The 24,709-nt window shown below is 63.6% G+C and carries 28 protein-coding genes; 5 read left to right on the top strand and 23 right to left on the bottom strand.

All coding sequences use genetic code 11. The annotated features are described in order from the left end of the window. Window positions 1-567 precede the first annotated feature (567 nt). On the top strand, window positions 568-2,217 hold the full coding sequence (gene mqo / locus J3P77_RS11115) for a malate dehydrogenase (quinone) (protein WP_434681750.1): 1,650 nt from the start codon (window positions 568-570) through the stop codon (window positions 2,215-2,217). 85 nt (window positions 2,218-2,302) lie between these two features. Here the strand turns inward: mqo and J3P77_RS11110 are convergent, their stop codons facing one another. After that, a complete protein-coding gene (locus tag J3P77_RS11110; protein ID WP_434681749.1) occupies window positions 2,303-2,728 on the bottom strand; it encodes a VOC family protein in 426 nt (141 codons plus the stop codon). 140 nt (window positions 2,729-2,868) lie between these two features. Here J3P77_RS11110 and J3P77_RS11105 point away from each other — a divergent pair, with 140 nt between their 5' ends. Continuing rightward, window positions 2,869-3,747, top strand: coding sequence for a LysR family transcriptional regulator (locus J3P77_RS11105; protein ID WP_434681748.1), 879 nt, complete (start codon window positions 2,869-2,871; stop codon window positions 3,745-3,747). A gap of 76 nt (window positions 3,748-3,823) precedes the next feature. Further along, the gene (locus J3P77_RS11100) at window positions 3,824-4,057 is read left to right on the top strand and encodes a hypothetical protein (protein ID WP_434681746.1); all 234 of its coding nucleotides are present in this window, start codon (window positions 3,824-3,826) and stop codon (window positions 4,055-4,057) included. Between the two features lie 220 nt (window positions 4,058-4,277). On the opposite strand, the gene J3P77_RS11095 is transcribed toward J3P77_RS11100, so the two are convergent. The 3 genes from J3P77_RS11095 to J3P77_RS11085 are packed head-to-tail and all read right to left on the bottom strand — an operon-like array spanning window position 4,278 to window position 5,620. Beyond that, window positions 4,278-5,000: a DUF72 domain-containing protein gene (locus tag J3P77_RS11095; RefSeq protein WP_434681744.1), complete on the bottom strand. Its 723-nt coding sequence runs from the start codon at window positions 4,998-5,000 to the stop codon at window positions 4,278-4,280. Then, window positions 4,997-5,428: a DNA methylase gene (locus tag J3P77_RS11090; RefSeq protein ID WP_434681742.1), complete on the bottom strand. Its 432-nt coding sequence runs from the start codon at window positions 5,426-5,428 to the stop codon at window positions 4,997-4,999. The genes J3P77_RS11095 and J3P77_RS11090 overlap by 4 nt, the downstream gene beginning before the upstream one ends. 42 nt (window positions 5,429-5,470) lie before the next feature. Next, window positions 5,471-5,620 (bottom strand): hypothetical protein, encoded by a 150-nt coding sequence (locus J3P77_RS11085; protein WP_434681740.1) that lies wholly within the window; start codon window positions 5,618-5,620, stop codon window positions 5,471-5,473. Window positions 5,621-6,190: 570 nt separating this feature from the next. Here J3P77_RS11085 and J3P77_RS11080 point away from each other — a divergent pair. Then, on the top strand, window positions 6,191-9,007 hold the full coding sequence (locus tag J3P77_RS11080; RefSeq protein ID WP_434681738.1) for an ATP-binding protein: 2,817 nt from the start codon (window positions 6,191-6,193) through the stop codon (window positions 9,005-9,007). A gap of 13 nt (window positions 9,008-9,020) precedes the next feature. Here the strand turns inward: J3P77_RS11080 and J3P77_RS11075 are convergent, their stop codons facing one another. The 13 genes from J3P77_RS11075 to J3P77_RS11015 all read right to left on the bottom strand — a co-directional run bounded on the left by J3P77_RS11075 (window position 9,021) and on the right by J3P77_RS11015 (window position 18,072). Further along, entirely contained in the window at window positions 9,021-10,067 is a 1,047-nt protein-coding gene (locus tag J3P77_RS11075; protein ID WP_434681736.1) for an EscU/YscU/HrcU family type III secretion system export apparatus switch protein, read from the bottom strand. Next, on the bottom strand, window positions 10,064-10,876 hold the full coding sequence (sctT, locus tag J3P77_RS11070; RefSeq protein ID WP_434681734.1) for a type III secretion system export apparatus subunit SctT: 813 nt from the start codon (window positions 10,874-10,876) through the stop codon (window positions 10,064-10,066). Before sctT ends, J3P77_RS11075 begins: the two co-directional genes overlap by 4 nt. Before the next feature lie 6 nt (window positions 10,877-10,882). Next, the gene (locus J3P77_RS11065) at window positions 10,883-11,152 is read right to left on the bottom strand and encodes an EscS/YscS/HrcS family type III secretion system export apparatus protein (protein WP_434681732.1); all 270 of its coding nucleotides are present in this window, start codon (window positions 11,150-11,152) and stop codon (window positions 10,883-10,885) included. A 3-nt stretch (window positions 11,153-11,155) separates the two neighbouring features. After that, on the bottom strand, window positions 11,156-11,812 hold the full coding sequence (gene sctR / locus J3P77_RS11060; protein WP_333405214.1) for a type III secretion system export apparatus subunit SctR: 657 nt from the start codon (window positions 11,810-11,812) through the stop codon (window positions 11,156-11,158). Continuing rightward, window positions 11,809-12,894 (bottom strand): type III secretion system cytoplasmic ring protein SctQ, encoded by a 1,086-nt coding sequence (gene sctQ / locus J3P77_RS11055; protein WP_434681729.1) that lies wholly within the window; start codon window positions 12,892-12,894, stop codon window positions 11,809-11,811. Before sctQ ends, sctR begins: the two co-directional genes overlap by 4 nt. Continuing rightward, complete coding sequence (locus tag J3P77_RS11050) at window positions 12,891-13,364, bottom strand: hypothetical protein (RefSeq protein ID WP_434681727.1); 474 nt, start codon at window positions 13,362-13,364, stop codon at window positions 12,891-12,893. The genes sctQ and J3P77_RS11050 overlap by 4 nt, the downstream gene beginning before the upstream one ends. 36 nt (window positions 13,365-13,400) lie before the next feature. Further along, entirely contained in the window at window positions 13,401-14,657 is a 1,257-nt protein-coding gene (locus J3P77_RS11045) for a FliI/YscN family ATPase (RefSeq protein ID WP_434681963.1), read from the bottom strand. Between the two features lie 65 nt (window positions 14,658-14,722). Continuing rightward, the gene (locus J3P77_RS11040) at window positions 14,723-15,316 is read right to left on the bottom strand and encodes a FliH/SctL family protein (RefSeq protein ID WP_434681725.1); all 594 of its coding nucleotides are present in this window, start codon (window positions 15,314-15,316) and stop codon (window positions 14,723-14,725) included. Further along, the gene (locus J3P77_RS11035) at window positions 15,309-15,950 is read right to left on the bottom strand and encodes a type III secretion protein (protein WP_434681961.1); all 642 of its coding nucleotides are present in this window, start codon (window positions 15,948-15,950) and stop codon (window positions 15,309-15,311) included. The genes J3P77_RS11040 and J3P77_RS11035 overlap by 8 nt, the downstream gene beginning before the upstream one ends. A gap of 11 nt (window positions 15,951-15,961) precedes the next feature. Continuing rightward, window positions 15,962-16,741, bottom strand: a complete 780-nt coding sequence (gene sctJ / locus J3P77_RS11030) for a type III secretion system inner membrane ring lipoprotein SctJ (protein WP_434681723.1) — start codon at window positions 16,739-16,741, stop codon at window positions 15,962-15,964. A gap of 3 nt (window positions 16,742-16,744) precedes the next feature. Next, window positions 16,745-17,176 (bottom strand): hypothetical protein, encoded by a 432-nt coding sequence (locus J3P77_RS11025; protein ID WP_434681721.1) that lies wholly within the window; start codon window positions 17,174-17,176, stop codon window positions 16,745-16,747. A 7-nt stretch (window positions 17,177-17,183) separates the two neighbouring features. Beyond that, complete coding sequence (locus J3P77_RS11020) at window positions 17,184-17,402, bottom strand: hypothetical protein (protein WP_434681719.1); 219 nt, start codon at window positions 17,400-17,402, stop codon at window positions 17,184-17,186. Window positions 17,403-17,442: 40 nt separating this feature from the next. Next, the gene (locus J3P77_RS11015) at window positions 17,443-18,072 is read right to left on the bottom strand and encodes a type III secretion protein (protein WP_434681717.1); all 630 of its coding nucleotides are present in this window, start codon (window positions 18,070-18,072) and stop codon (window positions 17,443-17,445) included. Window positions 18,073-18,235: 163 nt separating this feature from the next. On the opposite strand from J3P77_RS11015, the gene J3P77_RS11010 reads away from it, so the two are divergent. Continuing rightward, on the top strand, window positions 18,236-19,057 hold the full coding sequence (locus tag J3P77_RS11010) for a tetratricopeptide repeat protein (RefSeq protein ID WP_434681715.1): 822 nt from the start codon (window positions 18,236-18,238) through the stop codon (window positions 19,055-19,057). Window positions 19,058-19,059: 2 nt separating this feature from the next. Here J3P77_RS11010 and J3P77_RS11005 read toward each other — a convergent pair whose 3' ends face one another. Genes J3P77_RS11005 through J3P77_RS10980 form a run of 6 tightly spaced genes read right to left on the bottom strand, consistent with a single transcriptional unit; the run spans window position 19,060 to window position 24,625 of the window. Further along, on the bottom strand, window positions 19,060-19,488 hold the full coding sequence (locus J3P77_RS11005; protein ID WP_434681713.1) for a hypothetical protein: 429 nt from the start codon (window positions 19,486-19,488) through the stop codon (window positions 19,060-19,062). 44 nt (window positions 19,489-19,532) lie between these two features. Continuing rightward, window positions 19,533-20,852 (bottom strand): type II and III secretion system protein family protein, encoded by a 1,320-nt coding sequence (locus J3P77_RS11000; protein WP_434681711.1) that lies wholly within the window; start codon window positions 20,850-20,852, stop codon window positions 19,533-19,535. Then, window positions 20,849-22,990, bottom strand: coding sequence for a type III secretion system export apparatus subunit SctV (gene sctV / locus J3P77_RS10995; protein WP_434681709.1), 2,142 nt, complete (start codon window positions 22,988-22,990; stop codon window positions 20,849-20,851). The genes J3P77_RS11000 and sctV overlap by 4 nt, the downstream gene beginning before the upstream one ends. Beyond that, the gene (locus J3P77_RS10990) at window positions 22,987-23,325 is read right to left on the bottom strand and encodes a tetratricopeptide repeat protein (protein WP_434681707.1); all 339 of its coding nucleotides are present in this window, start codon (window positions 23,323-23,325) and stop codon (window positions 22,987-22,989) included. Before J3P77_RS10990 ends, sctV begins: the two co-directional genes overlap by 4 nt. Further along, on the bottom strand, window positions 23,322-23,681 hold the full coding sequence (locus tag J3P77_RS10985; RefSeq protein ID WP_434681704.1) for a hypothetical protein: 360 nt from the start codon (window positions 23,679-23,681) through the stop codon (window positions 23,322-23,324). The genes J3P77_RS10990 and J3P77_RS10985 overlap by 4 nt, the downstream gene beginning before the upstream one ends. After that, window positions 23,678-24,625, bottom strand: coding sequence for a SctD/MshK family protein (locus J3P77_RS10980; RefSeq protein WP_434681702.1), 948 nt, complete (start codon window positions 24,623-24,625; stop codon window positions 23,678-23,680). The genes J3P77_RS10985 and J3P77_RS10980 overlap by 4 nt, the downstream gene beginning before the upstream one ends. Between the last annotated feature and the right edge of the window lie 84 nt (window positions 24,626-24,709).

Here is a 24,709-nt window from a genome sequence, read left to right as displayed (position 1 = left end):
GCGTACGGAGCATCGCGTGCCGCGATGGTGCGTCGAACACACGATGGCGTTTCGGCCACTTCATTAAAGACGCGCGAGTATCAGGCGATATAGAGATGCAGGCCGGGCTGACCGGCCCGGTTCGGGAAATTCGCGTGGGGAATCGATGATGGCAACTCGCACCGTAAGGGCACTTATGCCAAAATGGCGCGCTTTTGCCGATCTGGAATGACGGGAGAGACCCATCCTGGGGCAAATAATTCCCCATGGAAGTGTCTTTATCTCTCTGCACGACGTCGAAGCCTCCGTGAGCAGGCTGAACGAGTGCAGTCACGCGTGGAGCGCCCCGCTTCTCGAATGCGTCGCACCAAAAAAGCAAATGTCACGCAAGACGCTGAAGCCAATGACGATAAGAAGTCAGCGCAGTGGGACATAAAGTGAGGTCTTGAGCGGTATTGTATTGGCCTTGTATGTCCACCTCCAGTCCCTGAGGGTGTGAGACTTTGTCGCACGCGGCCATGCGTGCGGCGAGTCGAAGTTGTCGCAGGGGTTCAGAGGGCGGATGGCGTTTATCAGATGGATTACAGCATGTTGAAGAAAGTGAACACGGCTCTTGCGGGCCTGGCTCTGGCCATGGGTCTGACGCCGTTGCACGCTGCAGAAGCAAAGAAAGTCGACGTACTGCTTGTCGGCGGCGGGATCATGAGTTCGACCCTGGCTGTCTGGCTCAACGAGCTCGAACCAGGCTGGTCGATGGAAATGGTCGAGCGTCTCGACGGCGTCGCCCAGGAAAGCTCCAATGGCTGGAACAACGCCGGTACCGGGCACTCCGCCCTCGCCGAGCTGAACTACACGCCGGAAGATAAAGACGGCAACGTCAATATCACCAAGGCCATCGAAATCAACGAAGCGTTCCAGATCTCTCGTCAGTTCTGGTCGTGGCAGGTCAAGAACGGCGTTCTGAAGAACCCGCGCTCGTTCATCAACTCCACTCCGCACATGAGCTTCGTCTGGGGCGACAACAATATCGCCTTCCTGAAGAAGCGCTACGCAGCCCTGCAGGCCAGCCCGCTGTTCAGCGGCATGCAGTACTCGGAAGACCCGGAGCAGATCAAGAAGTGGGTTCCGCTGATGATGGAAGGCCGTGACCCGAGCCAGAAGCTCGCGGCCACCTGGAGCCCGATCGGCACAGACGTCAACTTCGGCGAGATCACTCGTCAGTTCGTCGGCCACCTCAAGGCCCAGCCAAACTTCTCCCTGAAGCTGTCCAGCGAAGTCGAAGACATCAAGCGCAACGACGACGGCACCTGGCGCGTGACCTACAAGAACCTGAAAGACGGCACAGAAACCCTGACCGACACCAAGTTCCTGTTCATCGGCGCCGGCGGCGGCGCGCTGCACCTGCTGCAGGACTCCGGCATTCCTGAAGCCAAGGAATACGGCGCGTTCCCGGTCGGCGGTTCGTTCCTGGTCACCGAGAACACCGAAATCGCTCAGCAGCACATGGCCAAGGCCTACGGTATCGCCTCCACAGGCGCGCCGCCCATGTCGGTTCCGCACCTGGACACCCGTGTCCTGGACGGCAAGCGCGTGATCCTGTTTGGCCCATTCGCGACCTTCTCGACCAAGTTCCTGAAAGAAGGCTCGTACCTGGACCTGCTGACCAGCACCAACCTGCACAACGTGTGGCCGATGACTCGCGTCGGCGTCAAAGAATACCCGCTGGTCGAGTACCTTGCCGGTCAACTGATGCTGTCTGATGACGATCGCTATGCGGCGCTGAAAGAGTACTTCCCGAACGCCAAGAAAGAAGACTGGCGTCTGTGGCAGGCCGGCCAGCGTGTACAGATCATCAAGCGTGACGAAGAAAAAGGCGGCGTCCTGAAACTGGGCACCGAGATCGTTGCTTCCAAGGACGGCAGCATTGCCGGTCTGCTGGGTGCATCGCCGGGCGCATCGACCGCAGCTCCGATCATGCTGGGCGTGCTTGAGAAAGTCTTCAAGGACAAGGTTGCCACTCCGGCCTGGCAGGAAAAACTGCGTCAGATCGTGCCAAGCTACGGCACCAAGCTGAACGAAAACCCTGACAGCGTTGCGAAGGAATGGGCCTACACCGCAGAAGTTCTGCAGCTGACTCCTCCTCCGGCAGTCAACAAGGCATCCGCGCAAGCTCCGGCCCCGGCCGCCGCTCCTGCCAAGAAGCCTGAAGGCAACGCCGCGCGCGACATGGCGCTGTAAGCAGCACCCTGCTACATGCTTCACCCGCTGAATAAAAAGCCCCGCCAGATCCGATCTGGCGGGGCTTTTGCTTTTCCAGGACTCACTACTTGGCGAATATCTGGCTCATGTCCTTGAAGGCCTTGAATTCCAGCGCATTGCCACACGGGTCGAACAGAAACATGGTGGCCTGCTCGCCTACCTGCCCCTGGAAGCGCACGTAGGGTTCGATCACGAATTGGGTGTCGAACGAGCGCAGCCGCTCGGCCAGCGCTTCCCATTGTTCCCACTGCAGAATGATTCCGAAATGCGGGACCGGCACGTCATGCCCGTCCACCGCGTTGCTGTGGACGCTTTCCTGCGACGAGGTCTTGGGATGCTCGTGGATCACCAGTTGGTGGCCATAGAAGTTGAAGTCGACCCACTGCTCGCTGGAACGCCCCTCCTCCAGACCGAATACCTGACCGTAGAAGGTTCGCGCCGCGGCAAGGTCATGAACCGGGATCGCAAGGTGGAAAGGTGAAAGGCACATCAGCTGCTCCATCGTCTCTGTTTGTTGTAAGCCGGTCGACTGCGTGCGCGATTGCCGGCGATTGGCCGAGCCATCATAGAAGTGGCGACTGACTAATAAAATCAATATATATTTCTCGGAAACACAAAGGAATTCTATCAATGATCCGAGAGCTCAAGACCCTGGTCGCGGTCGCGCGGGAAGGTACATTTGCCGCCGCCGGACAGCGTATCGGCCTGACCCAGGCGGCGGTCAGCGCGCAGATGCAACGTCTGGAAGCCGAACTGGGCCTGGCGCTGTTCGAACGCAAAGGCCGTACCGCGCAGCTCACCGGGCAGGGTCGCCAGACTCTGCTGCAGGCTCAGGAGCTGATCCGACTTTACGACACGCTCGGTTCGACCGTTTCCGGCCAGAGCGCCAGCGTGCGACTGAGCCTGGGGGCGATTGCGTCCGTGCAGCGCTCCTGGCTGCCTGACGCACTCGCCGAGTTTCACCGCCAGCGCCCGCAGTGCCGCACGCGAGTGATCCCCGGCGTTTCAATGGAGCTGATCAATCAGGTCGACGCCGGCGACATCGACCTGGCCTGCATTATTCGGCCGCCGTTCACCATACAAAGCGACCTGCGCTGGACCACCCTGGCGCGGGAGCCGTATCGGCTGGTGGTGCCCGCAGACCTGCAAGGCAATGACTGGATGGAGCTGTTGGCCACTCAACCGCTGGTGCGCTACGACCGATCCTCGTTCGGCGGACGTCAGGTCGATCGCTTCCTGCGACACATGCACTTTGCCATTCGTGAAGCCTGCGAACTCGACGAGCTGGAGGCCATAGTCAGGCTGGTAGGCAACGGTGTCGGCGTCGCACTGGTGCCGGAAATCGGCGATCCCCGGCAATGGCCGGATTCGGTCCGCGTGCTGGAGCTGGGGGAACACGGATTCCACCGGGACGTGGGCCTGGTCCATCGTGCGCCAGGCACACTGAATGAGCCGGCCCACCTGCTGATCCAGCTGATAGAGGGCACCGCCAGCCAGGCCCGCGCCTGAGCAGGCACGCAGAAAAATCGAACTCCGCGTTCACGCCGCGTCTCAAACCAGTATCAACCACTCGCGAGGACCTGCCATGAACGATGAACGCTCGAATCCCAACGCCGAAATTTCGCCCAAGGCCGACGCGGTCGATCAGTCCGGCAAGCCGGTCAATGTCGTGCACAAGGACATGCAGCACGAGCATTCGCCTACCGAAGGCGTAGACAAAGTCATCACCCCCATTTCCATCAAGGAAAAGGAACAGGATGCGCAGACCATCCGCGAAAAGACTGCCGAAACCGAGCGCAAACTCGCCGACCAGGATTGATGATGCATTGTTCAGCTTTTATAGCGCTGAACACCAATTATGAGGCGCAGCGGCAGATCGGTTTTGACCAGGAGCGCGCTTGCCCGCGACACATACGACGCGCTGTGTCAGGCAAACCGCGTAAGGCTGTTCGCGGGCAAGCGCGATCCTGCACCGCAAGAAAAACAGCCTCAGAATGGCGGCCTTTGCGCAACGCCGCTCCTGTAGATTGACGGCGACGTTACCGGCGCAGCAGTGAACCCAGTGTCAATGCGTCGCCAACCGCCGCGCCGCTTGCAGTGTTGTCAAAGATGCACCATGCGGGCTCTGGATCGCCGGCGATTCGCGCCGCCAGCGCCGACAGCCATTCCTGCCCATAGGCGCTGTGATAAATCCGCGGCGAACCATGCAGCCGCCAATAACGCAGGCCTGGCCACCCTGCCGGAACATCTCCGCCGCTGATCGGCGAGGGATCAGCCGCCACCCGCGCTATCCGCTGCTCGACCAGCAGTGACTCGGCGGCATCCCAGGATTGGTGACGAGGCTCGAACGCCAGCCCACCGCCGAACCGCATCCGCACCATCGCGAAAAACCGTTCGGCAATAGCTGGATCGAACTGCAGTGACGGTGGCAACTGGATCAGCAGGCAGCCCAGCTTTTCCCCGAGTTCGGTGCATTGCGCAAGAAACTCGTCGAGCAGGGCTTCGCAGCCGTCCAGACGCTGTTCGTGAGTAATAAGCCTGGGAACCTTGACACAGAAACTGAAGCCCTCAGGCACAGACTGCGCCCAGCGCGCATAGGTCTGCGGCCGGTGTGGACGGTAGAACGAACTGTTGATTTCCACCGCGTTGAATCGTGACGCGTAGCGCTGCAGATGGCTACCCTCTTCGCCAAAGGCCGGCCAGTGCTCCCGAGCCAGACTCCATCCCGCGCAACCGATGCGCAGGTCAGCTGGCGTGTTCAATAAAGCACGCCTGCCGCTTCGCGCATGAAGATCTCTACAGTTTTCGGCCCAACGCCGTCGAATGCCTGCAAGCGCTTTTCGAAATCCTCGCGGCCCTCGCTGGCCTGAACGATGTTGCCCAGTTTGCCGCCATAGTCTGCATTGAGTTTGTGGCTCAGTGCCGAAAGACGCTCGGCGGTGGACTCGTCATAGCGCACGTAATGGGCTTCACCCAGCATCGCCACCAGTTCCCGGTGGGTGCAGTTGGCAAGCTTGCGGGGTGTGTCGCGTTGGTGCTTTTCGACGATGACGCGGTAGGCGTTGCAGGCGATATCGGCCTGAATACGCTTGCCCATCAGGAAGCTTGCGATGAACCACTTGAACAGCGCGCTTTCACCGCCTCCACGGACATCGATGTCGAGATCGGAAGCACTGATCGTCTTGTTCATCGCAGCCTCATCTCCCCGGCGTATGACTGATGGCCGAGTGCCTTACTTGTTTTCCTTGGTGTCGCCCTCGTGCATCTGCACCGAGGATTTGCTGTTGTCGGTATTGTTCTTGGTCTCATTGCCCGAATTATCAAAGCAGCCGTGCAAAGCCAGCAAAGAAATGAATACCAGACAGATCCCGGGCTTGTTCATGAATGTTCTCCTCATTACAGCATTGCACCAGAACGCGGCCTTATCGCACGCTTCCGGCATTCAGACGGCAGGCTCCGAGCGCCTGCTACTGACCAATAGACTGCGGCAGACCCAAGAGTTTGTCTCAATTTGCAACATACGCGACAAACGGCACTCTGAGTGATATCGCCGTGCTATTTAATATCGCTGTCCATGCCTGGTTTCCGCCCGATCAGGGACTAGTTGTCGGGCGTACGCATTATTGCCATGTAGCGCACCGATAATGCCCGCTTGCTGGGCTGGCCCGCCGCCAGGCTGCCGGACGCTCCGGCGCAGGTGGGTCACCGGCAACTCGCGCGTGGATGGCGACGCCACGTTATTCAGGGTAGGAAATTTTTTGCAGATCGTTTCACACTTTGAAAGAGCATGTTCCGATGTCTCGAAATCTGGCCTCTTAATTGCTTTACGCTTTAGCTGCGTCGTCTCCCACGTTGCATACAAACAAGCACTCCATCGATACGGGTCGGCTTGAAGGCCGTCAGGCTTCTACCTCGTAGAAGCACTGCAGATACGTCTGATACAGGGCTAACCATGGATTACGAAGCAAACGGTCCGCACCTACAGATCAATTTCAGAGAACCGGAGCATGTGCAGCGCGAAGACGCCATCTGCTTCGGTCCATTCGTGCTGCTTGCGCGTGAGCATTTGCTGTTCAGGCACACAGAACCCGTTCCCCTCGGTAGCCGGGCAATGTCACTGTTGGTAGCGCTGGCCACACGTCCGGGCGAACTGCTGGAAAAATCCGAGCTGCTCGCGCTGGCCTGGCCCAGGGCAGTGGTCGAGGAATGCAACCTGCGAGCGCAGATCGTTGCGTTGCGCCGCGCGCTGGGTGACGACTACGTGGTGACGGTTCCGGGGCGAGGCTATCGCTTTACCGCGCCGGTCAGATTGCAGGAAGCCGCCCGCGCCGTGACTTCGCCGTCTGAAACGGCTGTGGCCACGCCGGTGAACGTCGCGAACAAGCGTCAGATTCTGGGCCGCGACAAGCTGGTCCAGCAACTGGCCGAGCTGACCCTGTCGCGGCGCCTGCTGACCCTTACCGGCCCCGGTGGCGTCGGCAAGACCACGGTGGCGCTGGCAGTGGCGGAACATCTGGCGCCGCGCTACCCGCAAAATTACGGTTTCGTCGACCTGACGCCGGTATCTTCCGCGCAGCCCGTACAAGGCATGATCGCCTGCGCGCTGGGTCTGGGCGCCGAAACCGAGCAACCGTTGCACAATCTTCCGCCAAGCCTGGTCAACCGCCCTCACCTGCTGGTGCTGGACAACTGTGAGCACGTACTGGATGAAACCGCCGCCGCGGTTGAAACGCTGCTGCTGAACGCGCCGCTGTGTTCCATCCTGGTGACCAGCCGCGAGCCGCTGCGTGCCGAAGGCGAATGGGTCCATGAACTGGCGCCGCTGCGGGTCCCCCACGACCATCTCAGCCTCGACGTCGATCAGGCCATGACGTTCGCCGGCGTCGCGCTGTTCGTCGCCAGGGTCAAGGAGCAGGACCCGGACTTCGTGCTCAGCGACGACGATACCGAAGCCGTCGCGGCGATCTGCCGCAAACTCGATGGCAACCCCCTGGCGATCGAGCTGGCGGCCGCCAGGGTTCGTACCTTCGGCATCCGCGAGCTGGTCGGCCTGCTCGACGGCAGCTTCCGTCTGCAGATGACCGGCCGACGCACCGCGCTGCCGCGCCAGCGCTCCCTGAGCGCCGCGCTGGACTGGACGTACGGCATGCTCTCGGATGATGAACAGGCGCTGCTGCGCCAGCTGTCGATCTTCAATGGTTCATTCGCCCTCGATGGCGTCATGGCCATCGTCGACATCGGGTTGCCGGACGTGCGGATGACGCTGCCGATGCTCGAAAGCCTGCTCGACAAATGCCTGCTGGGCACCGTCGAACATGCCGAAGGCAAGCGCTTCCGGCTGCTGGAAACCACCCGCCTCTATGCGCGCGAAAAGCTCAAGCTCCAGGATGACGTGCCGCGGCTGGCGCGTGCCCATGCCAACTGGGCGCTGCGCTTGCTGGACAACGCGCGAAAGGATCTGGAACTGCTCAGCCATGACGCCTGGACCCGGCGCTACGGTGTGGAGATCGACACCGTGCGCGCGGCGCTGGCATGGGCCTACTCGGCGCAGGGCAATCGCCAATTGGGCATCGAGCTGACCCTGCTCAGCTCGCCGTTATGGCTGCGGCTGTCATTGGTGGGCGAGTACCACGACTGGGTAAACCGTGGCTTGCCGAGGCACGTCGAGGTCGAGCAGATGGACCGCCGACAGCGTATGCGTCTGCTGACCGTATCGGGGAGCATTCTGATGCTCACCTATGGCGCCGGGCAGAAAATGCGCGAGGTCTGGCAACAGGTCGGCGAAGATGCCGAGGCGCTCGACGATTCCGAGCACCGCCTGCGCTCGCTGTGGGGTTTGTGGAACGACCTGTGCTGCCGCAACCGCCATGTGGAAGCGCGGCAGCTCGCCGAGCGTTTCCTGGCGCTGGGCAAGGACCCGCGGCTGGCCGACTGTCTGCTGCTGGGCAAGCGCATGCGCGCCACCTCCGCGTTCTACATGGGCGACATCAAGGGTGCCGGGCAAGCGATCAACGAAGCATTGGGCGCGCCGCTGTCACTGGCGTCGCACATCGTCGACATGCACTTCGACCAGCGTATCGCGGCGCAGTCGCTGAAGGCTCAGATTCAGTTGCTGGAAGGCAACATCGGTCAGGCAATGGTGACGCTGGACAACAATCTTCAGCAGGCCGTGGCCCTGAGTCACCCCGCCACGCTCTGGTACACCCTGGCGATCAGCGCCATTCCGGCGACCATCATGGCCGGCACGCTGCACAAGACCAGGCGGTTCCTGGATCAGCTCAAGCAAAGCGCCGCGCGCCAGCCGCTGCCGATCTGGCGCGAACTGACCTCGTGCTACGAAAGCGTCCTGGCCATCCGCGAAGGCGACGCGGCGTCCGGCGTTCCGCTGCTGGGTGAAGCGCTCAACCGGCTGCGCAATTGCGCACCGACGCCGCTGCACTGCCTGCTGCACGTCGAATACGCCCAAGGTCTGGCAACGCTGGGCCTGGAGCCGCTGGCGCTGGAAACGCTCGACGAACTCCAGGAAACCGCGGTGAGTCGTCACGATCGCTGGTACCTGCCGGAGTTGCTACGCGTCAAGGCGCAGCTCATGCTCGGCCAGGCTCATGCCCATACTCTGGAAGACGTACGCAAGGTGCTGACGCTGGCGCTGGACACGGCTCGCGAAGACGGTACGCATTTCTGGGCATGGCGGATCAACACCGACCTGAATCATCTCAAGACCGCGCCCGGCGTTCAGCCGGCTCGCGACCGGTCGGCGATGCACTGACAGGGCTTGCCGGTCAGATCAACCGGTGCGCCACCAGCGCATCGGCCACCGCTTGAAAGGTATTTTCCGGCACCGGATCGCCCGGCACGGCACGCTTGGTGATTTGCGTGGCCAGCTCGGCGACTGGCCACAGCGCAATGCCCAGTGGCGCCGCTTCAGCGAGCAAGGCAGTGGACTCCTCGGGCGCGGCTCGACACACCACAACCGGCACGGGCGTCTCGCCGCGTACATAACGCACACCCACTACCCAGCCGCCGGCATTACCGATCATCAGCGAAGCGCGACCCACGCCCAGCCGCGTCGCCAGCGCCTGCATCTCACGCCGCTGGCGCTGACGCTCGCGCTTGATCATCGGGTCGCCGTCGGCGTCCTTGCGCTCGCGCTTCTGTTCGCTGCGGGTCATCTTCATATCGCGCCCGAACAGCCAGCGCTGCATCAGCACGTCGACCGCGCCGACCAGCAGAAACGCGGCCAGCACAGTGAATACCAGCGGCTTGAGCACCAGATAAAACGTCGACTCGATACAGCCCGCGCCGCAGCGCGACGATTCCATCAAGGCCTGCAACGCATTGCGGCCCACCACGTAAAACGCCAGCCCCAGCATCAACACCTTGGCGAGCCCCTTGAGAAATTCCACCAGATTGCGCATGGCGAATATTCGCTTGAAGCCTTCGCCGGGGTTGATGCGCTTGATGTCCGGCTTGATCGGCTCGACCGAGAACACTACGCCACGCATGGTCACGATATTGGTCAGCACCACCGCCGCCACGGTCACCGCCACAACCGGCAGGGTAATGGTGATGACGATCTGCTCGGCATGATCGAGCAGGCGCGGCCAGACGCTGGCGAACGGTTCGATGTAGATCAGCGCGGCAAGATCGATCAGCGCGGTAATCTGCGCCTGGGCCCGCGGCAGGAGCACGGCGATGCACAGCGTGCATAACAGGATGACCATGCCCGATACCAGGTCCTGGCTTTTGGCGACCTGGCCTTTCTTGCGCGCATCGCGCAGCTTCTTGTCCGTGGCCGGCTGGCTTTTTTCCTCGCTGCTGCCGCTCATGTGCCGCTCGCCAGGCTCTTGAGCACTTCAACCGTGCCGCGAAAGTCAGCGAGCTGATCGATCATGACCGGGATCAGGAAGCTGATGTAGATGACCATCAGCACCGAAAAGAACAGGTTCTTGACCGGCAGCGACAGGTCGAAGATGTGCAGACTCGGCGCCATGCGCGACAGATACGCCAGCATCAGGTCGGTGATCAGCATCGACACGATCAGCGGCGCAATCATCAGCACCCCGATACGCATGACCTGATCGAGAATGGCGAGGATCGAGCTCAGCGCGGCGCTGCTGAACAGCGGTGTGAACTCCGTCACCGGCCACAGCTGGTAGCTGTGGTAATAGCCGTCGACCATCAGGATAAAACCGCCGGACATGAAGAACAGCGTGATCAACATCACCGTCAGCAATGTCGCCATGACGCTGGCTTCCCCCTGCCCCAACGGGTCCAGCAGTTGCTCCATGGTCGATCCGCGCTGCAGGTCGACCAGTTCGCCCGCCACCTCCGCCGCCCAGAACGGGATGCCGAACAGAAGCCCGATCAGCAGTCCGATCAGAAACTCCTTGATCATCAGGCCGGCCAGAAAGAAACCATTGTGTTCGGGCATTGAAGTGAAGGCGCTGAACACTGGCAGAACCATCGGCACCGAAATCGCCACCGCCACGCAGCCGCGCACCATGCCCGTCAGGCCAAGGCGGTTGAATGCCGGCGTGATGATCACCAGGCCCATGGCCCGGGACGCCGCCAGCGACGTGGAACTGATCACCGGATACGCCACTTCGATGAAGGCGTTGGTCAGTTCAGCCTGCATGGGGCGTCATCGCGTCCACAGCGGAAAGTTGTCCAGCACCTGACTGCCCAGCTCGGCGACCTGCCCGGCCAGCAACGGCCCGACGAAGACGATGACCAGCAGCACCGCGACCAGTTTGACGACCTGCGGCAGCGTCTGGTCCTGGATCTGGGTCAGCGCCTGCAACAAGCCGACACTCAGGCCGACGATGATTGCCGCCCCCAGCGCCGGTGCCGAGAGCAGCAGCACCGTCATCAATGCCTGGTTCATCAGCGAGAGAAATACGTCCTGCCCCATATGTCAGCCTCCATAGCTCAGAATCAGCCCGTGCATCAGGCGCGACCAACCGCTCAGTGCCACGAACAGAAAGATTTTCAGGGGTATGGAGATCAGCGTCGGCGACACCATCGACATGCCCATCGCCATCAGCACGTTGGACACCAGCAGGTCCACCACCAGAAACGGGATGTACAGCAGAAAGCCGATTTCGAACGCGCGGGTCAGCTCGGAGCTGACAAACGCCGGAATCAGTACCACCAGATCATCGTCGCGCAGGTCGGCCCGTGCTTCGGGAGACCAGATGGTTTCCGTGGCCTGGACAAAAAAACCGCGTTCGTTCTCGTTGGCGAATTTCGCCAGATGGGCCTGCAGCGGTGGACGCAGCGCGCTGCCCAATTCCTCCAGTTGCTCGACATTCTGCAGACTGATTTCCCGGCCCTGCACCTGACGGTACATATCACCGATCAGCGGCGTGGTGACATACACCGACAGGATCAGGGCGATGCCGTACAACACCAGGTTGGGCGGAGTCTGCTGCACGCCCAACGCATTGCGGATCAGAAACAGTACCACCGAGATTTTCAGAAAGCCGGTCAGGGTCACGACGGCCAGCGGGATCAGGCCGATGGTTGCGACAACCAGAATGATCTCGATCAGGTTCGGCTGATAGCCGCTCATTGCGCGCAGAACTCCAGCAGACGCACGCCCAGCCCGTCGCCGATCGTCACCAGTTCGCCGCGGCCCACGCGGCGGCCGTTGACCATCAGGTCCACGCCGTCGTGAGCCGTGGAGCCCAGCTGCAGCAGACTGCCCGGGCCCATCTCCCGCACCTGCGCCAGTGAAAGCTCGACGCTGCCGATCTGACAGACCAGCTTGATCGGCAGATCGTCGAGCGATACATCGAGGTCGGAAGCAGTAGCGGTCTGGGTCATCACATCGTTCCTGTCAGGATTTACGGCAATCAGAGGCGTGAGGCATTCAAGCTTGTCGCCCGCGCGGCGGGCGCGGGTCTGGAGACTGTCACCAAGGCGCAGCAGCAATTGGTGTTCGGGCAGGCAGTCGAGCATTACCACGTCGCCAGGCTGCAAGCTGCGCAGCTCACCCAGCGTGAGCGGCGCGTCGGCGGCTTGCACCGCGAGCGGCAGACGCAATGTCTCCAGCGGATCGGGTGCCGACCGGGCGTGGTGTTCTAAAAGCGCTGCGATGCGCGCCGCGCCGGATTCACTCATGTGCAGGCTGGCGGCGAGCGGTGCCGCTTCTCCAATCCTGATGTCAATGGCGAGGGGGACCATGCGTGGCGGTGCATCGGTCCTCAAGGGCGTTACCGGCACCACGCGCAAGCCTTCACCAGCCAGGCTGGCACCGAGCAGGGCTTCAAGCGGCTCGATCCAGCTCAGCCACGCCAGTTCCAGCAGCATGGCGTCGGTCTCGGTGCGCAGTCTGTATCCGTGGTTGCCGGTACCAACGAGCCCGGCGCAAGCGGACTGTTCCAGCAATGCGCGGGGCGCATGCAGCTCCAGCGGTATGTCCCCCAGCGCCAGGCCGATGACGTCGTTTTTTGTCGGGCTGCCATTCAGGCCGGCCGCCAGGCTGATGCTGAACGGCTGCCCGCCGAGCTGTCCGCGCCACGGCATCATTCGCCGGTGCAGCCGGTTGTGCAGCGGCACATCGGCAACCGCGAATTGCGGCAAGTCGCGCAACGGAGCACAGGGCAAGGACTGCGTCGGCATCAGCGGAGCGCCACGCAACTCGCAGTTCATCGCGCAGCCTCGGGTGTCGAGCCGGGCAGCTCATCGCTTTCATCCCGCTGTTCACCGATTCGCGCATCGCGGCGCACACGCTGCTCCAGCAGGCTGCCCCACGCGACCGTCTTCTGCTGGCGGGCCAGATGCTCCTGACGCAGCTGCTGGCGCGTCTGTTCCTCGGTTTGCACCGTGTGCTCGGCGTCCTCGGTACGGCCCTGCAACTGCCGGCCTTCGTCCTCCAGCCGCTGCAATTCGTCCTGCGCCGCCCGCCAGGCGCTCACCGACAGGCCCTCGCTGAAGCGACCGAAAACATCCTCGGCTTCCCGTGCCAGACGTTCACGATGCAACTGCAGCGCCTCGCGCGCCTGGTCTAGTTCAGTGCGGGTTTCCCGGCAGAGTGCCTGCTGCGCGGCCAGACGGCTCGATGCGCGCTGTTCGCGCAATTCACGCAAGGCTTGCAAGCTTTGCAGATCAGCGGTCTTCATGGTGTTCTCCGGCCCTTGAGGCCTGTTCGATCGGGGTCATGCCAGCACCTTGCGCATGCTCGCGAGCATCTGCTCGGGGCTGTCGTGCTCATGGGACGGCTGGCGCAAAAAGCCCTCGATGGCGCCATGCCGGGCGATGGCTTCATCGGCCAGCGGATCGCTGCCGGCGGCGTATTCGCCAACCTGGATCAACAATTCGATCTGTTGCCGCCTGGCAATCAGCTCGCGCATGCGGGCTGCCATGCGCTTGTGCTCGGCGGATGCAACCTGCTCCATCAGACGGCTGCGGCTGCGTAGCACGTCGATGGCGGGAAAGTGGTCACGCTGCGCCAGTTCCGCGCTGAGCACGATGTGGCCGTCGAGGATCGAGCGTGTCTCTTCGGCCACCGGGTCCATGGCCGCCTCGCCTTCCGTCAGCACGGTATACAGCGCAGTGATGCTGCCGGTGGCGCCGGGCCCCGCGCGTTCCAGAAGACGCGGCAAGGCGGAAAAGAACGACGGTGGATAGCCGCGACGGGTCGGCGGCTCGCCCACGGCCAGGCCGATTTCGCGCTGGGCACGGGCAAAACGCGTCAGGCTGTCCATCAGCAGCAGCACGTTGCGGCCCTGATCACGATGATATTCGGCGTGCGCCGTGGCAACGTAGGCGGCGCGCACCCGTTCGGCGGCCGGGCGGTCGGAGGTGGCGACCACCGCGACGGTGCGGGCCCGGGCGTCGGCGTCCAGCTGGCCCTGCAACAGCTCGCGCACTTCGCGCCCGCGCTCGCCGATCAGGCCGATTACGATCACATCGGCATCGCTGTTGCGTACGACGCTGGCCAGCAACGACGACTTGCCGACGCCCGGTTCGCCAAAGATCCCCATGCGCTGGCCGCGGCCCAGGGTCAGCAGGCTGTCGATGGCGCGTACGCCCAGCGACATCGGCTGGGCGATCAACTGGCGAGTGAACGGTGCCGGCGGCTCGGCGTGCAATGGGTAACCCCGCAGCCCGGCAGCCAGCGGCGCCGGTCCGTCGAGAAACTCGCCCATCGGGCTCAGCACCCGGCCCAGCAGCGCGTCGCCGACCTGAACGCCCAGCGCCTGACCCGTGGCCAGGATCTGCGTGCGCGTCGACAGACCTTCCATCGAGCCGATCGGCGACAGAATGGCGTCGTCCTCATCGAAGCCGATCACCTCCGCCGATAGTTCGCGACCGTTGCCCGGATCGCGTAGAACGCACAGTTCGCCAATTCGGACGCCAGCCACACTGGCGCGCAGTAGTACACCGCGAATGCTGCGCAAGGTGCCGCGCATCGGTCGCGGTTGCGCGCGGCGCAGGCGCTCGGCCAGGTTGGGAATCAAGGTTGGGAGTATCAGGCTCACTGGCTTTCACCATCGGCCAGTGGCAGCAACGCGCGGCGCAGGTTATCCAGCTGCGCCTCTAGGCCAAGCTCCACGGAACCGGCCGGGCTGACCAGCCGCGCCTGGCCGCGCTCCAGCTGCTCATCGCCTTCGACATTCAGGCTGCGCAAAGCCAGCGGCCCATCGGCAATCCTTCGACGCAGACCTTCGACCTCGGCGTGAGGTACAAACAGGCTCAGCGCCTGGTCTTGACGAAACGCCGACAGCGCCTGCGCCGTGCAGCGCAGCAGACGCTCCCGTTCGTCCAGCTCACCCATGACCTGCCGGGCAATGCCCAGCGCCAGCTCGGCCAGCGAGGCTTCAAGCCCGCCCAGATACTCATCCACCCGCGCACTGGTCTGCGCCAGCAGCAGCGCAACCTGTTCGGCACCTTCCTGGCGGGCACGCTCAAAGCCCTCGTCGCGCGCCTGCTGCAGCCACTCGGCACTCTCCTCGCGCACGCGCCGCGCCTGCTCGCGGGCGGCCTCGATAAAGGCATAACCGTCGATCCAGCGTTCCGCATCGGCGGCACGCAGAATGCGGCTGGCCGGACGTGTCGGCAAATCATCCATCGATCCGGACTCCCTCAATGCCATCGTCTGCGCTGACGAGCAGCTCCTGAGCCACGATGCGCGCGACCCGCGCCTGTTGCTCGTCGCAGGACTCGGGATTTATCGCCGTTTTGAAACGCAGCCCGAGCCACTGGCGCAGTGGCTCGGGCTGGGCGCTCAGCCATGCTCCTACGCACGCCGCCCCATCTCGATCGATGGCCTGGACCAGCCCGGCCGGTGTGCGCAGCAAGTCCGCAGCGCCCGCCAGATGCCGCAGCGAGCGCGCCAGATTCATGGCCTGCGCGCCCAGCGTCTTGCGATAGTCGTTGACCACCTCAGCGCGAATTTCCCGGCAGAGCGTTGCGGCGTGCCAGACCGCGCCGCACAGACGCGGCAGGCCCGCCAACTGCGCTTCGGACAACAGCAACAGATTCAGTTCGGCATCCCCCGGCGCTGGAAGGCTGCTCAAGGGTTGCAACCGAAAGTGAGCGAGCAGACGCGCTTCGAGGCGGCCGTGAAAACGCGGTGCTTCGAGCAACGCGTCGAGCTGCAGCTCATCGACCGGCCGTTCAAGGCTGTCGATCAGCGCCTGCCGGCGCACGAAAGACAGCGGGTTTTCGCTCAGGGTCTGCCATGCGTTCAACGATGGGCTCAACGGACGGTCGTTCATGGCGCATCGCTCAGTACGTAGCGTTCAGGGGGACGCTTGCGCTGCCAGAGTTGCCGGGCGACTACGCCGCCCGCGGCCAGCGCGACCAGCGCCAGTACGCCGAACAGCCAGCGCGCGCGTGGCACGTCGTCTTCGAGCATCCACAGGCCGAGGAAGCTGCCCATGCGCGGCTGACTGTCCGCGCCGGCGGGTATGACTGCCTTTATCGCCGTCACAGACACGCCGTCGTAACCCAGTCCGGAAATGCCGTTGGCGACCAGGGTCTTGATCTGCGGAATCAGAATGTTGATGTCGGTCCTGGGGTCGTAGCGCACCAGTACCGACGCGGACGACGGGGAAATCACGCGCTTGAGCAGGTCGTTGTCCGGCAGTACCACATGCACCCGCGCCGAGAGAATGCCGTCGATCTGCGACACCGTGTGCGAAAGCTCTTCGCTCAGGGCGAAGACCATCTGTGCCCGCTCCTGCACGGGCGAGGACACCAGGCCGTTGCCTTTGAACACCTCGCCCATATTGGAAAACGTCTGGCCTGGCAGGCCGGCATCGTCGAGCACCGCCATCGCCTGGGCGAAGCGTTTCTCGTCCACCACCACCTTGAGCTGGCCGTTGTCCTGAACCTGGCGCGAAGCCGGAATGCCGTCGCGCAACAGCACCGCAAGCATGGCATTGGCCTCGCGCTCGCCCAGGTTGGTGTACAGATCGACGTCACAGGCCTGCAGCAGGCCGGCGAACATCACCACAAGTGTCAGGCGCAAGGCGCGGCAGCGTGTAAGCATGGGTCATTGGCCCTTGAGAAGAGTGTTGGCCGAGCCGGAAATCTGCGTTGCGCCGCGCACCACCATCTGCGTTTCGATGGAGTAATCGAACATGCGGCCCAGAGACTGCACGATCTGGTCGACCTGCGGCCCGCCGACCTTGCCCGGCGTATCGCCAGCGGCCTTGACCGCACCGGCCGCCTCGCTGGCCGGTTGTGGCGCGGTGCCGTGGGTCATGGCGTCAGCGCGTTCGGAAAACTGCCGCGAGCGGTCGATGAAGCCGTCGAGCCGCTCCATCAGATTGGTGCCGATCTGATGGGGCGACGCGCCCTGCGGCATGCCTTTGGCCGTTTCGGCCATATGCTCGAAGAGGTTCTGGGAAGCTTGCGGCACCCCGCCTCCTCCCGGCGACTGCATGGCTGCAGTCGCCGGTGCTGCTGCGAGTTCAATGGACATGGTCAGCCTATTCTTCGTCGTCGGATTGCGCTTCCTTCAGGATTTCCTGGGCGCGCGGCATGATGATGAACTGCCCGCCCAGCACGACGGCCTGGGAAATCAGTGCATCGTTGAACTCGGCGTCGTCGGCGGCGGATTGCTCGGCGTTGTCCAGAGCGGCGTTGAACTTCGCCTCCTGGGTATTGCTGCTGACGTCGATGTTGCTGTCTACGGAAGTGACGGACATGGGTAGTGCTCCTTTCAGGTTCAGGGGTCGGGGTAAAGGATCAAGCGTCAGGGGTCACCTGGGTAACGACACCGCCACGAAATACCCGCACGCCTCGCTCACGCACCACAGGCGCGGGCTCGACATCGGGCTGACGATCTAGGTGCTGCTGGACCTGCGCCAGGTACGCGGGCGGACCGGACACGAACAGACCGGCGCGGTCGGGGCTGGCGCGGCTGGACATGGGCGCTCCGGCGACGTCCAGCTGCTGCAACCAGCTCTCCAGATCATCGAGCTGACGGCCGCGAACATCGAACTCGCGGGTGGCGACTTCGTCGGCGCTGGCGATGTGCAGAACGTTGCCGTCGAAATACCAGCTCAGTTGGTTGGCGTCGCACAGGCGATCGAGAAACTCGCCGGCGGTTTCACCACGAATGCTGCCCCGCGATGCGCCACGTACCTTGTCGGAGAACACCACGATAAGGTCCAGGTTGCGGCCCATCTCGGCCAGTGCGCCACGGACATCCTGATCCACAACGACATAGGCGTAGGGTTCGGCGAACCACTGCGGCTGGTTGCGCGCCACGGTTTGAGCTGCGGGCTCAGCGGCGACGGCAATCGTGCACAGGCCCCACAGACACAGCACCTGCAGCGCGCGGCGGCGCCAGGAGTCAGCCGAAAACCATGCCATGGCTGCCTCCCCGATGATGCCGGCCGGCGCGGAACAATCCGTTGCGGCCCAGGCTCAGATAACGGTCGCTATTGCGCGTCGAGGCTTTAAGATAGCGCTCGCCTTCAGACGCCCAGAGTGTCTTCGCGGCCTCGACTCGTCCCACTGAACAAGAGCCCAGTCCATGCCCCACCGCTTCGCTTTCAGGCGTCACCGCTTCGCTGCCACGCAATGCTTCGCTACCGGTATTGTGCTGGTCGGCTGCCTCGCCCTTACGGCGTGCGCGACCTCGCCCAAGTCCGATGCCAGTTACGAGCGCTCCATGCAGTTGGCTGCCGATCTGGAGAAACGCGGCGATCCGGCCACCGCCGCGGCGTTCTATCAGCGCGCCACCCAGCAGCCGGAAGCCGGTCCGCAAACGTGGTTGAAACTGGGCCAGGCCCTGCTCGATGGCAACGACACCCGTGGCGCGGAGCGCGCCTTCCAGCGGGCACTCGAACTCAAGCCCGACGACACCGACGCCCTGTTGGGACTGGGTACCGCGCAACTGCGCCAGGGCAAGCTGGAGCGCGCGGTCACTGCCCTGACCCAGGCGGCCAACGGCGCTCAACAACCCAAGGCCTGGAACCGTCTGGGGATCGCGCAGATCCTGCGTGGCCAGACGGAACCGGCCCAGGCCGCGTTCAGCCGCAGCCTGGGGCTGGCGCCGAACGATCTGGACACCCGCTGCAATCTGGCGCTGGCCTACGCCTTGGGCGGCGACAACCAGAAGGCCTTGCAGACCATCGGCCCGGTCAGCCAGTCGCCGCTGTCGCAGGCGCGCCATCAGCGCAACGAGCTGTTGATCAAGGTTCTGGCCGGGCATGAACAGGACCTCGCCACCGCGAGTTTCGACAGTATCCCGACCAGCGAGCGGCAGCAGCTTGTGACCGAAGCGCGGCGCATCAAGGCGCTGGGCGAGCCTGCCGCTCAGGCGCGCGAGCTGGGTCTGGTGGACGAACGCTAGGCTCATCGCGCCTCCCGCGTATCGGCTTCGGCCTGCTGCTCGGCCTGGCGCCTGCGCAGTTCTTCGCGGTCGTAGCCGTCGATATAAATCTGCGCGGCGCGACCGACCGGCGCCGCCATGGTCGGTCCGGTGACGCGGCCTTTGACTACGTCCGAGCGCTGCTCGACCATTTGCAGCAGCACCAGATTGTTTGCGCAGCCGGGCGCCAGCAGCGGGCGGTAATCCTCGCCGACACCGATCTCGTCAGCCGCGGACGGCTGCATGCAGGCGATTGGCACCAGCTCGACACGCCCATCGCCGCGGTTGATGGCGCTGAAGTCCGGCGAGTAACTGACCGGCTCAAGATGCGTCTTGCAGCCTGCCGCGACGCCCAGTGTCAGGCACAACGCGAAGACGGCTGTCGGTCGTTGCAACATTGAGATGCCGTTCATGTCCACGCCCCGTTTATCCGTGCATCAGTCGGTTCATGCATCAGTCAATTCATGTAAAAGCCGAACGCCCCGCCGCTGCGCGGCCCGGCCGGCGCGGCAGCGGCGCGCTGGGCGTCCAGCGGCGTCGCCACCACCCGTTCACGCACCGGCGCGACCAGATACGGGGTGATGAGAATCACCAGTTCGGTCTCGTTGCGCTGGAAGCGTTTGGAGCGAAACAGATTGCCCAGAATCGGCATGTCGCCCAGCATCGGCACCTTCTCCACGTCCTGGCTGCTCTCGCGCTGGAACAGACCGGCAATGGCGAACGTCTGACCGCTGCCAACCTCGACCCGGGTATCGGCACGGCGCACCCGGAACGACGGAACCTGGTAGCCGTTGACGTCCAGCGTGGTCGTGCTCATCAGGCTGCTGACCTCCGGCCTTACCTGCAAGGCGATGCGCCCGTTGGGCAGCAGGGTCGGGCTGAACAGCAGCGACACGCCGTAGGGCTTGTATTCGATGCCGACCACTTCACGATTGACCGGAACCGGCACCGCCACTTCGCCACCGGCGAGAAAGCTGGCGGTCTGGCCGGTCATGGCCGTGATGTTGGGCTCGGCCAGCACTTCCAGCACACCGTTGCTTTGCAGTGCTTCGAGCATCGCGTCGATGTTGACGTTGCCCGAGTTGAGCCCGGCGCTGATGACGTTGGAAGCCCCCGCGGCGGCATCGCCAGCCAGGCTGCCGCCGGTCAGCAGGCCGAAGGAAAAGGTGCCGTTGTTGAACAAGGCGTTCCAGTTGACGCCATAGCGCAGCAGTTCCGAACGCGAGACTTCGGCGAAGCGCACGCGAATGTTCACCTGCGCCGAGCCTGCATAGGTGGCGCTGTTGACGGCCGAATCGAAACCCTGGCCCTGGCCCTGGCTGCTCAGCAGCGCATTGAGGTCGGTGGCTTCGCCGACATCCTGCACGCTGCCTTTGGCGATCACCCGATTGCCCGAAGCGCTGATCCGGGCCTGACTACCGGGATGCAGATCCTTGAGCGGCCGGCTTATGGCCGACGTGGCGCTGTTGACCGCCAGATTCAGCGACGCGGTTTCGCGGCCCTCGCCGTCGAGCGCGATCAGGCTGGTCTGCCCGGGCGTCTTGCCGAACACGTAGATCACGCCGGCCGACACTATTTGCAGGTCGGCGATATTAGGCTCGGCGACCATCACCGACTCCACTGGCGCGGAAAAGCGCAGCACGCGGCCCTCGCCCGTGGCCAGATCCAGCGTGCCGGTACTGCCGCGCGCGATGTCCTGAGCGGTAGCGCCGCCGCAGATGAACAGTGCGCCAAGGCTCAGGCACAACAAGTGACGGATACGGGTCAGACAAATCATGAGGCGGTCGCCAATGGAGTGACAGCACCGGCCTTGGCCGGACGTGCGGTGATATCGGTCAGGCTCAGATTGCCGACCGCCTGGAGGTTGTATTCGGTGGCCAGCTCGCGGAACGACAGCACCGGCAGCTGCAATTCGGCGCGCACGATCAGGCGACGCATGCCGCGGCGCAATTCCGGATGCACCAGCAACACCGTGGCGTCGCTTTCCGGGAGCATTTCGCAGAGTTTGCGCAGTTGCATGAGCAGCGGGCGGCTCATGTCCTCGGGCAGTAAATCGCGACCCTTGTCCTGGCGGCGAATGGCCGAACGCAGCTGTTCTTCAAGGGACGGAGCCAGCACGAACGCACTGATCACCCGGTTGCGGTCGGCGTACTGGTGGCTGATCTGTCGAGACAGCGCGGCGCGCAGGTGCTCGGTCAACCGGCCCGCGTCGCTCTCGCGCCCGGCCCATTCGACCATCGCTTCGAGCAGCCCGCGACGATTGCGGATCGACACTCCTTCATCCACCAGCAGGCGCAGGGATTCGGCGATTCGCTGCAACGGCATGATGCGCAGCACTTCCTTGGTCAGCTCGCCGTACTTGTCTTCCAGCCGTTCGAGGATCGAGCGGGTTTCCTGAATGCCGAGGAAATCCGAGGCGTAGCGGCGCAGTGTCCGGTCGAGCACTTCACGCAGCACTTCGTCGGGCATCAGAAAGCCGATACCCGCTTCCTGCAACGCATCGGCGTGCTCGCGGGCGACCCACTGGCCGTCGCGGCTGCCCAGTGGCGAAGGCGCCTCCAGCACTTCGACATCCAGCAGATGCGCGTGCACCGGGTCATCGCGCAGCAGCACGCGATCCGCAGCAAACCCGCCTTCGCACACCGGCACGCTTTCCAGTTCGATGACAAAGCGGTCCGCCGCCAGCGCCCGGTCGAGAAAAATCTCGGGCACCGGAACGTCAATGCCCAGGTCGGCGCGAATATCATGACAGAGGGTTTCGATGCGCTGGCGCAGCGGCTGCAGGGGCGCGGCTTCAGCCAGACCGGTGCCGATGCTGAGCAGCACCCGGCAGTCCAGCGGACGCTCGAACGACTCGGCCGGATCCAGCGTCTGCGGCTCGACGACCACTTGAGGCTGTTCGGCATCGGGTTCGGTGACAACAACCGGCTGGCGGTCCCGGCGCCACAACATGAACGCGCAGCCGCCCAGCACCGCCGACAGGCCAATGAACACCGCCAGCGGAAAGCCCGGCAGCAAGCCTACGCCGACCAGAATCAGTGCGGTCAGCGCCAGGGCCCGGTAACTGGCGCCGAGCTGGCGGACGATTTCGGTGCCCAGGTCGCGCTCCTCGCCGTCGCTGTTGACCCGCGTCACCACGGTCCCGGCCGCAACCGCAATCAGCAGCGCGGGAATCTGCGCGATCAGACCGTCGCCGACCGTCAGCAACGAATAGGTATGCGCCGCCTCGGCAAACGGCATGTCGCGCTCGACCATGCCGATCATCATCCCGCCCAACAGGTTGACGAACAGGATCACCAGACCGGCGATGGCGTCACCCTTGACGAATTTCATCGCACCGTCCATGGCCCCGAACATCTGGCTCTCACGCTCCAGACGCGAGCGGCGACGGCGTGCCTCGGCCTGATCGATGTCGCCGTTTCGCAGGTCGTTGTCGATGCTCATCTGCTTGCCGGGCATGGCGTCAAGGGTAAAGCGCGCCGCTACTTCCGCGACCCGCTCCGCGCCCTTGGTGATCACCACGAACTGGGCGACAGTGATAATCAGGAACACCACCAGGCCGACCACCACCTGGCCTGCGATCACGAAGTCGCCGAATGCCTTGACGATGTGCCCGGCGTTGCCGTCCAGCAGAATCAAACGCGTGGTGGTGATGGACAGTGACAGCCGGAACAGCGTGCTCAACAGAATCAGCGGCGGCAGCGCCGAGAACTCGACCGAATGGTTGATGTAGAACGCCACGATCAGAATCAGCAGACTCAGGGCGATGTTCAGGGCAATCAGCGCGTCGACCAGATAAGTGGGCAACGGAATGATCATCATCGCGATGGCCATCAGCATGAACGCGACGATGATCACGTCAGTGCGCTGCGAGGCCATCTGCGCGAGGCGATTGAGGCGGTTGACGAGGGTCATTGCGCGGCCCTCCGGGCAGTCAGATAGCGTTTGAAGCACTCGCGAGCCTCGTCATTGCGCGCGCCCTTCCATAGCGCGCGGCTGCGCAGCAGCAACAGACCGGCGCTTTCGCCCTGCTGGTCGACCAGACGTTCCAGCGCCGCCAATGCGCGGTCGGCGTCTCCGCTGTCGGTGAACGCCAGCACCAGACTGTGCAGCAGGTTGGGGTCACGGGGCGCCAGTTGCACGGCGATCAACAGCATGACCAGCCCGCGCTGCGGCTGGCCGGTCCGGCGGTACAGATCGCCCAGCCCGTTGAGCAGCTCGACGCATTCGCGGTCCTGATGCGCACTCATTCCCCCGCCTCCGCTCGCTGCTGCTGAAGCTGCAGGCGGATGTCGATTTCTTCGCGAATGAAATCTTCGGCGAGCTCGCGGATTTCGGGCTCGGCATCCAGACCAGGCAGCACTGTTTCCAGCAGATACCCCAGCACCTGCAGTGAACGCGTGGTGCCGAACAGCTCGGCGCTCAATGATGCCGACTGCTCGGTCTGCTCGATATCCCCACGCAGCGAACGCCTGATGCGCCGCTCGCGCTGGTTGATCAGCGCCTCGAATTGAGCGCTCTGGCGCGGGCTGGCCGGCGCGATGCGCTCGACGGCGGGGAGCTGGTCAGGAGTGCCGGGCAGTGCCGGCCGCAGATCGACTTTCATAGGGTGAAGGCAAACCTTTCATGGCCGCGGACCAGGCGCACCTGGCCGCCCTCGATGCCTTCGAGCACCCAGTTATCCTGCAGCGAAGCGCCGGGATAGAGGCGCTTGCCGTGCTCGTCGATCACATAGGGATTGCGCCCGAACCAGACGGCCTGAAAACGCACGCGAGGCTTGGCCACCGCAGCGAGGGCCTGGACGCGCGGGGTCAGCACCACATGCTGGCCGAAACGGGCATCGAAAGTCTGTTGGATCTCCAGCCAGCGGTCCTTGAGCTGCGCTGGATAACTGCCTTCGACCGTCAGTTGGCCGCCGTAGGCGCGAGTCTGCACCTGCGAGAGTTCGGCGTCTTTCAGCGACTGGTCCAGCCACGCACGGGCCTGTTCAACAGTCGGGGTATGCATTGGCGATGTGTGCAATGCCGAATGGAGCTGCGTCGGTGCCTGCGGCTCGGTGCGCATGCCGAACGCCAGCGCGCCGGACAGCATCAACAGCACCAGCAGTGATGCGAGAACGATCGCGCGGCGCCCAGGTGCTGAAGGCGTCAACGAAGACTTGCTGGCAGCCGCGTGATCGGCCAGCGGCTGACTGCCGCGCAGACGCAGACGCGCCTCGCCGATGCGCAGCTCAACCGGCATCCGTACACGTTGGCCATGTCCTTGTTGAAGCAGCGTGGCGTTGCCATTCGCATCCATGATGCCGACATCGCCACCCGTGGCTTCGATGGCCAGCTGCGCGCCGGCTAGGCGCAACACCAGATGCCGCGCGGCGACGCCGGCGTCACCAAGAATCAGATCCGTGTCGGACGCTGTGCCGACGCGATAGACCGCCTTGTCCAGGGCAAGTGCAATACCCTTATGCAGGCCGTCAAGAATTTCCAGCGCCGCACAGTTCAACTCGCCAGTGGCGGCGTGGGACGCGGGCTTGAGAGAGATAAGCGCTGTCATGAGCAATTCACCACCCTTTGATCCACCGGGAGCGTTTGCTCATGGCCGGGCAAAAATGTCGTTCGGGTGACTTGGGCGCAGTGC

Origin of the sequence: Pseudomonas sp. R1-18 (assembly GCF_051132095.1) — a bacterium.
Taxonomy (GTDB): domain Bacteria; phylum Pseudomonadota; class Gammaproteobacteria; order Pseudomonadales; family Pseudomonadaceae; genus Aquipseudomonas.
This window is presented reverse-complemented; position numbering and strand designations above follow the sequence as displayed.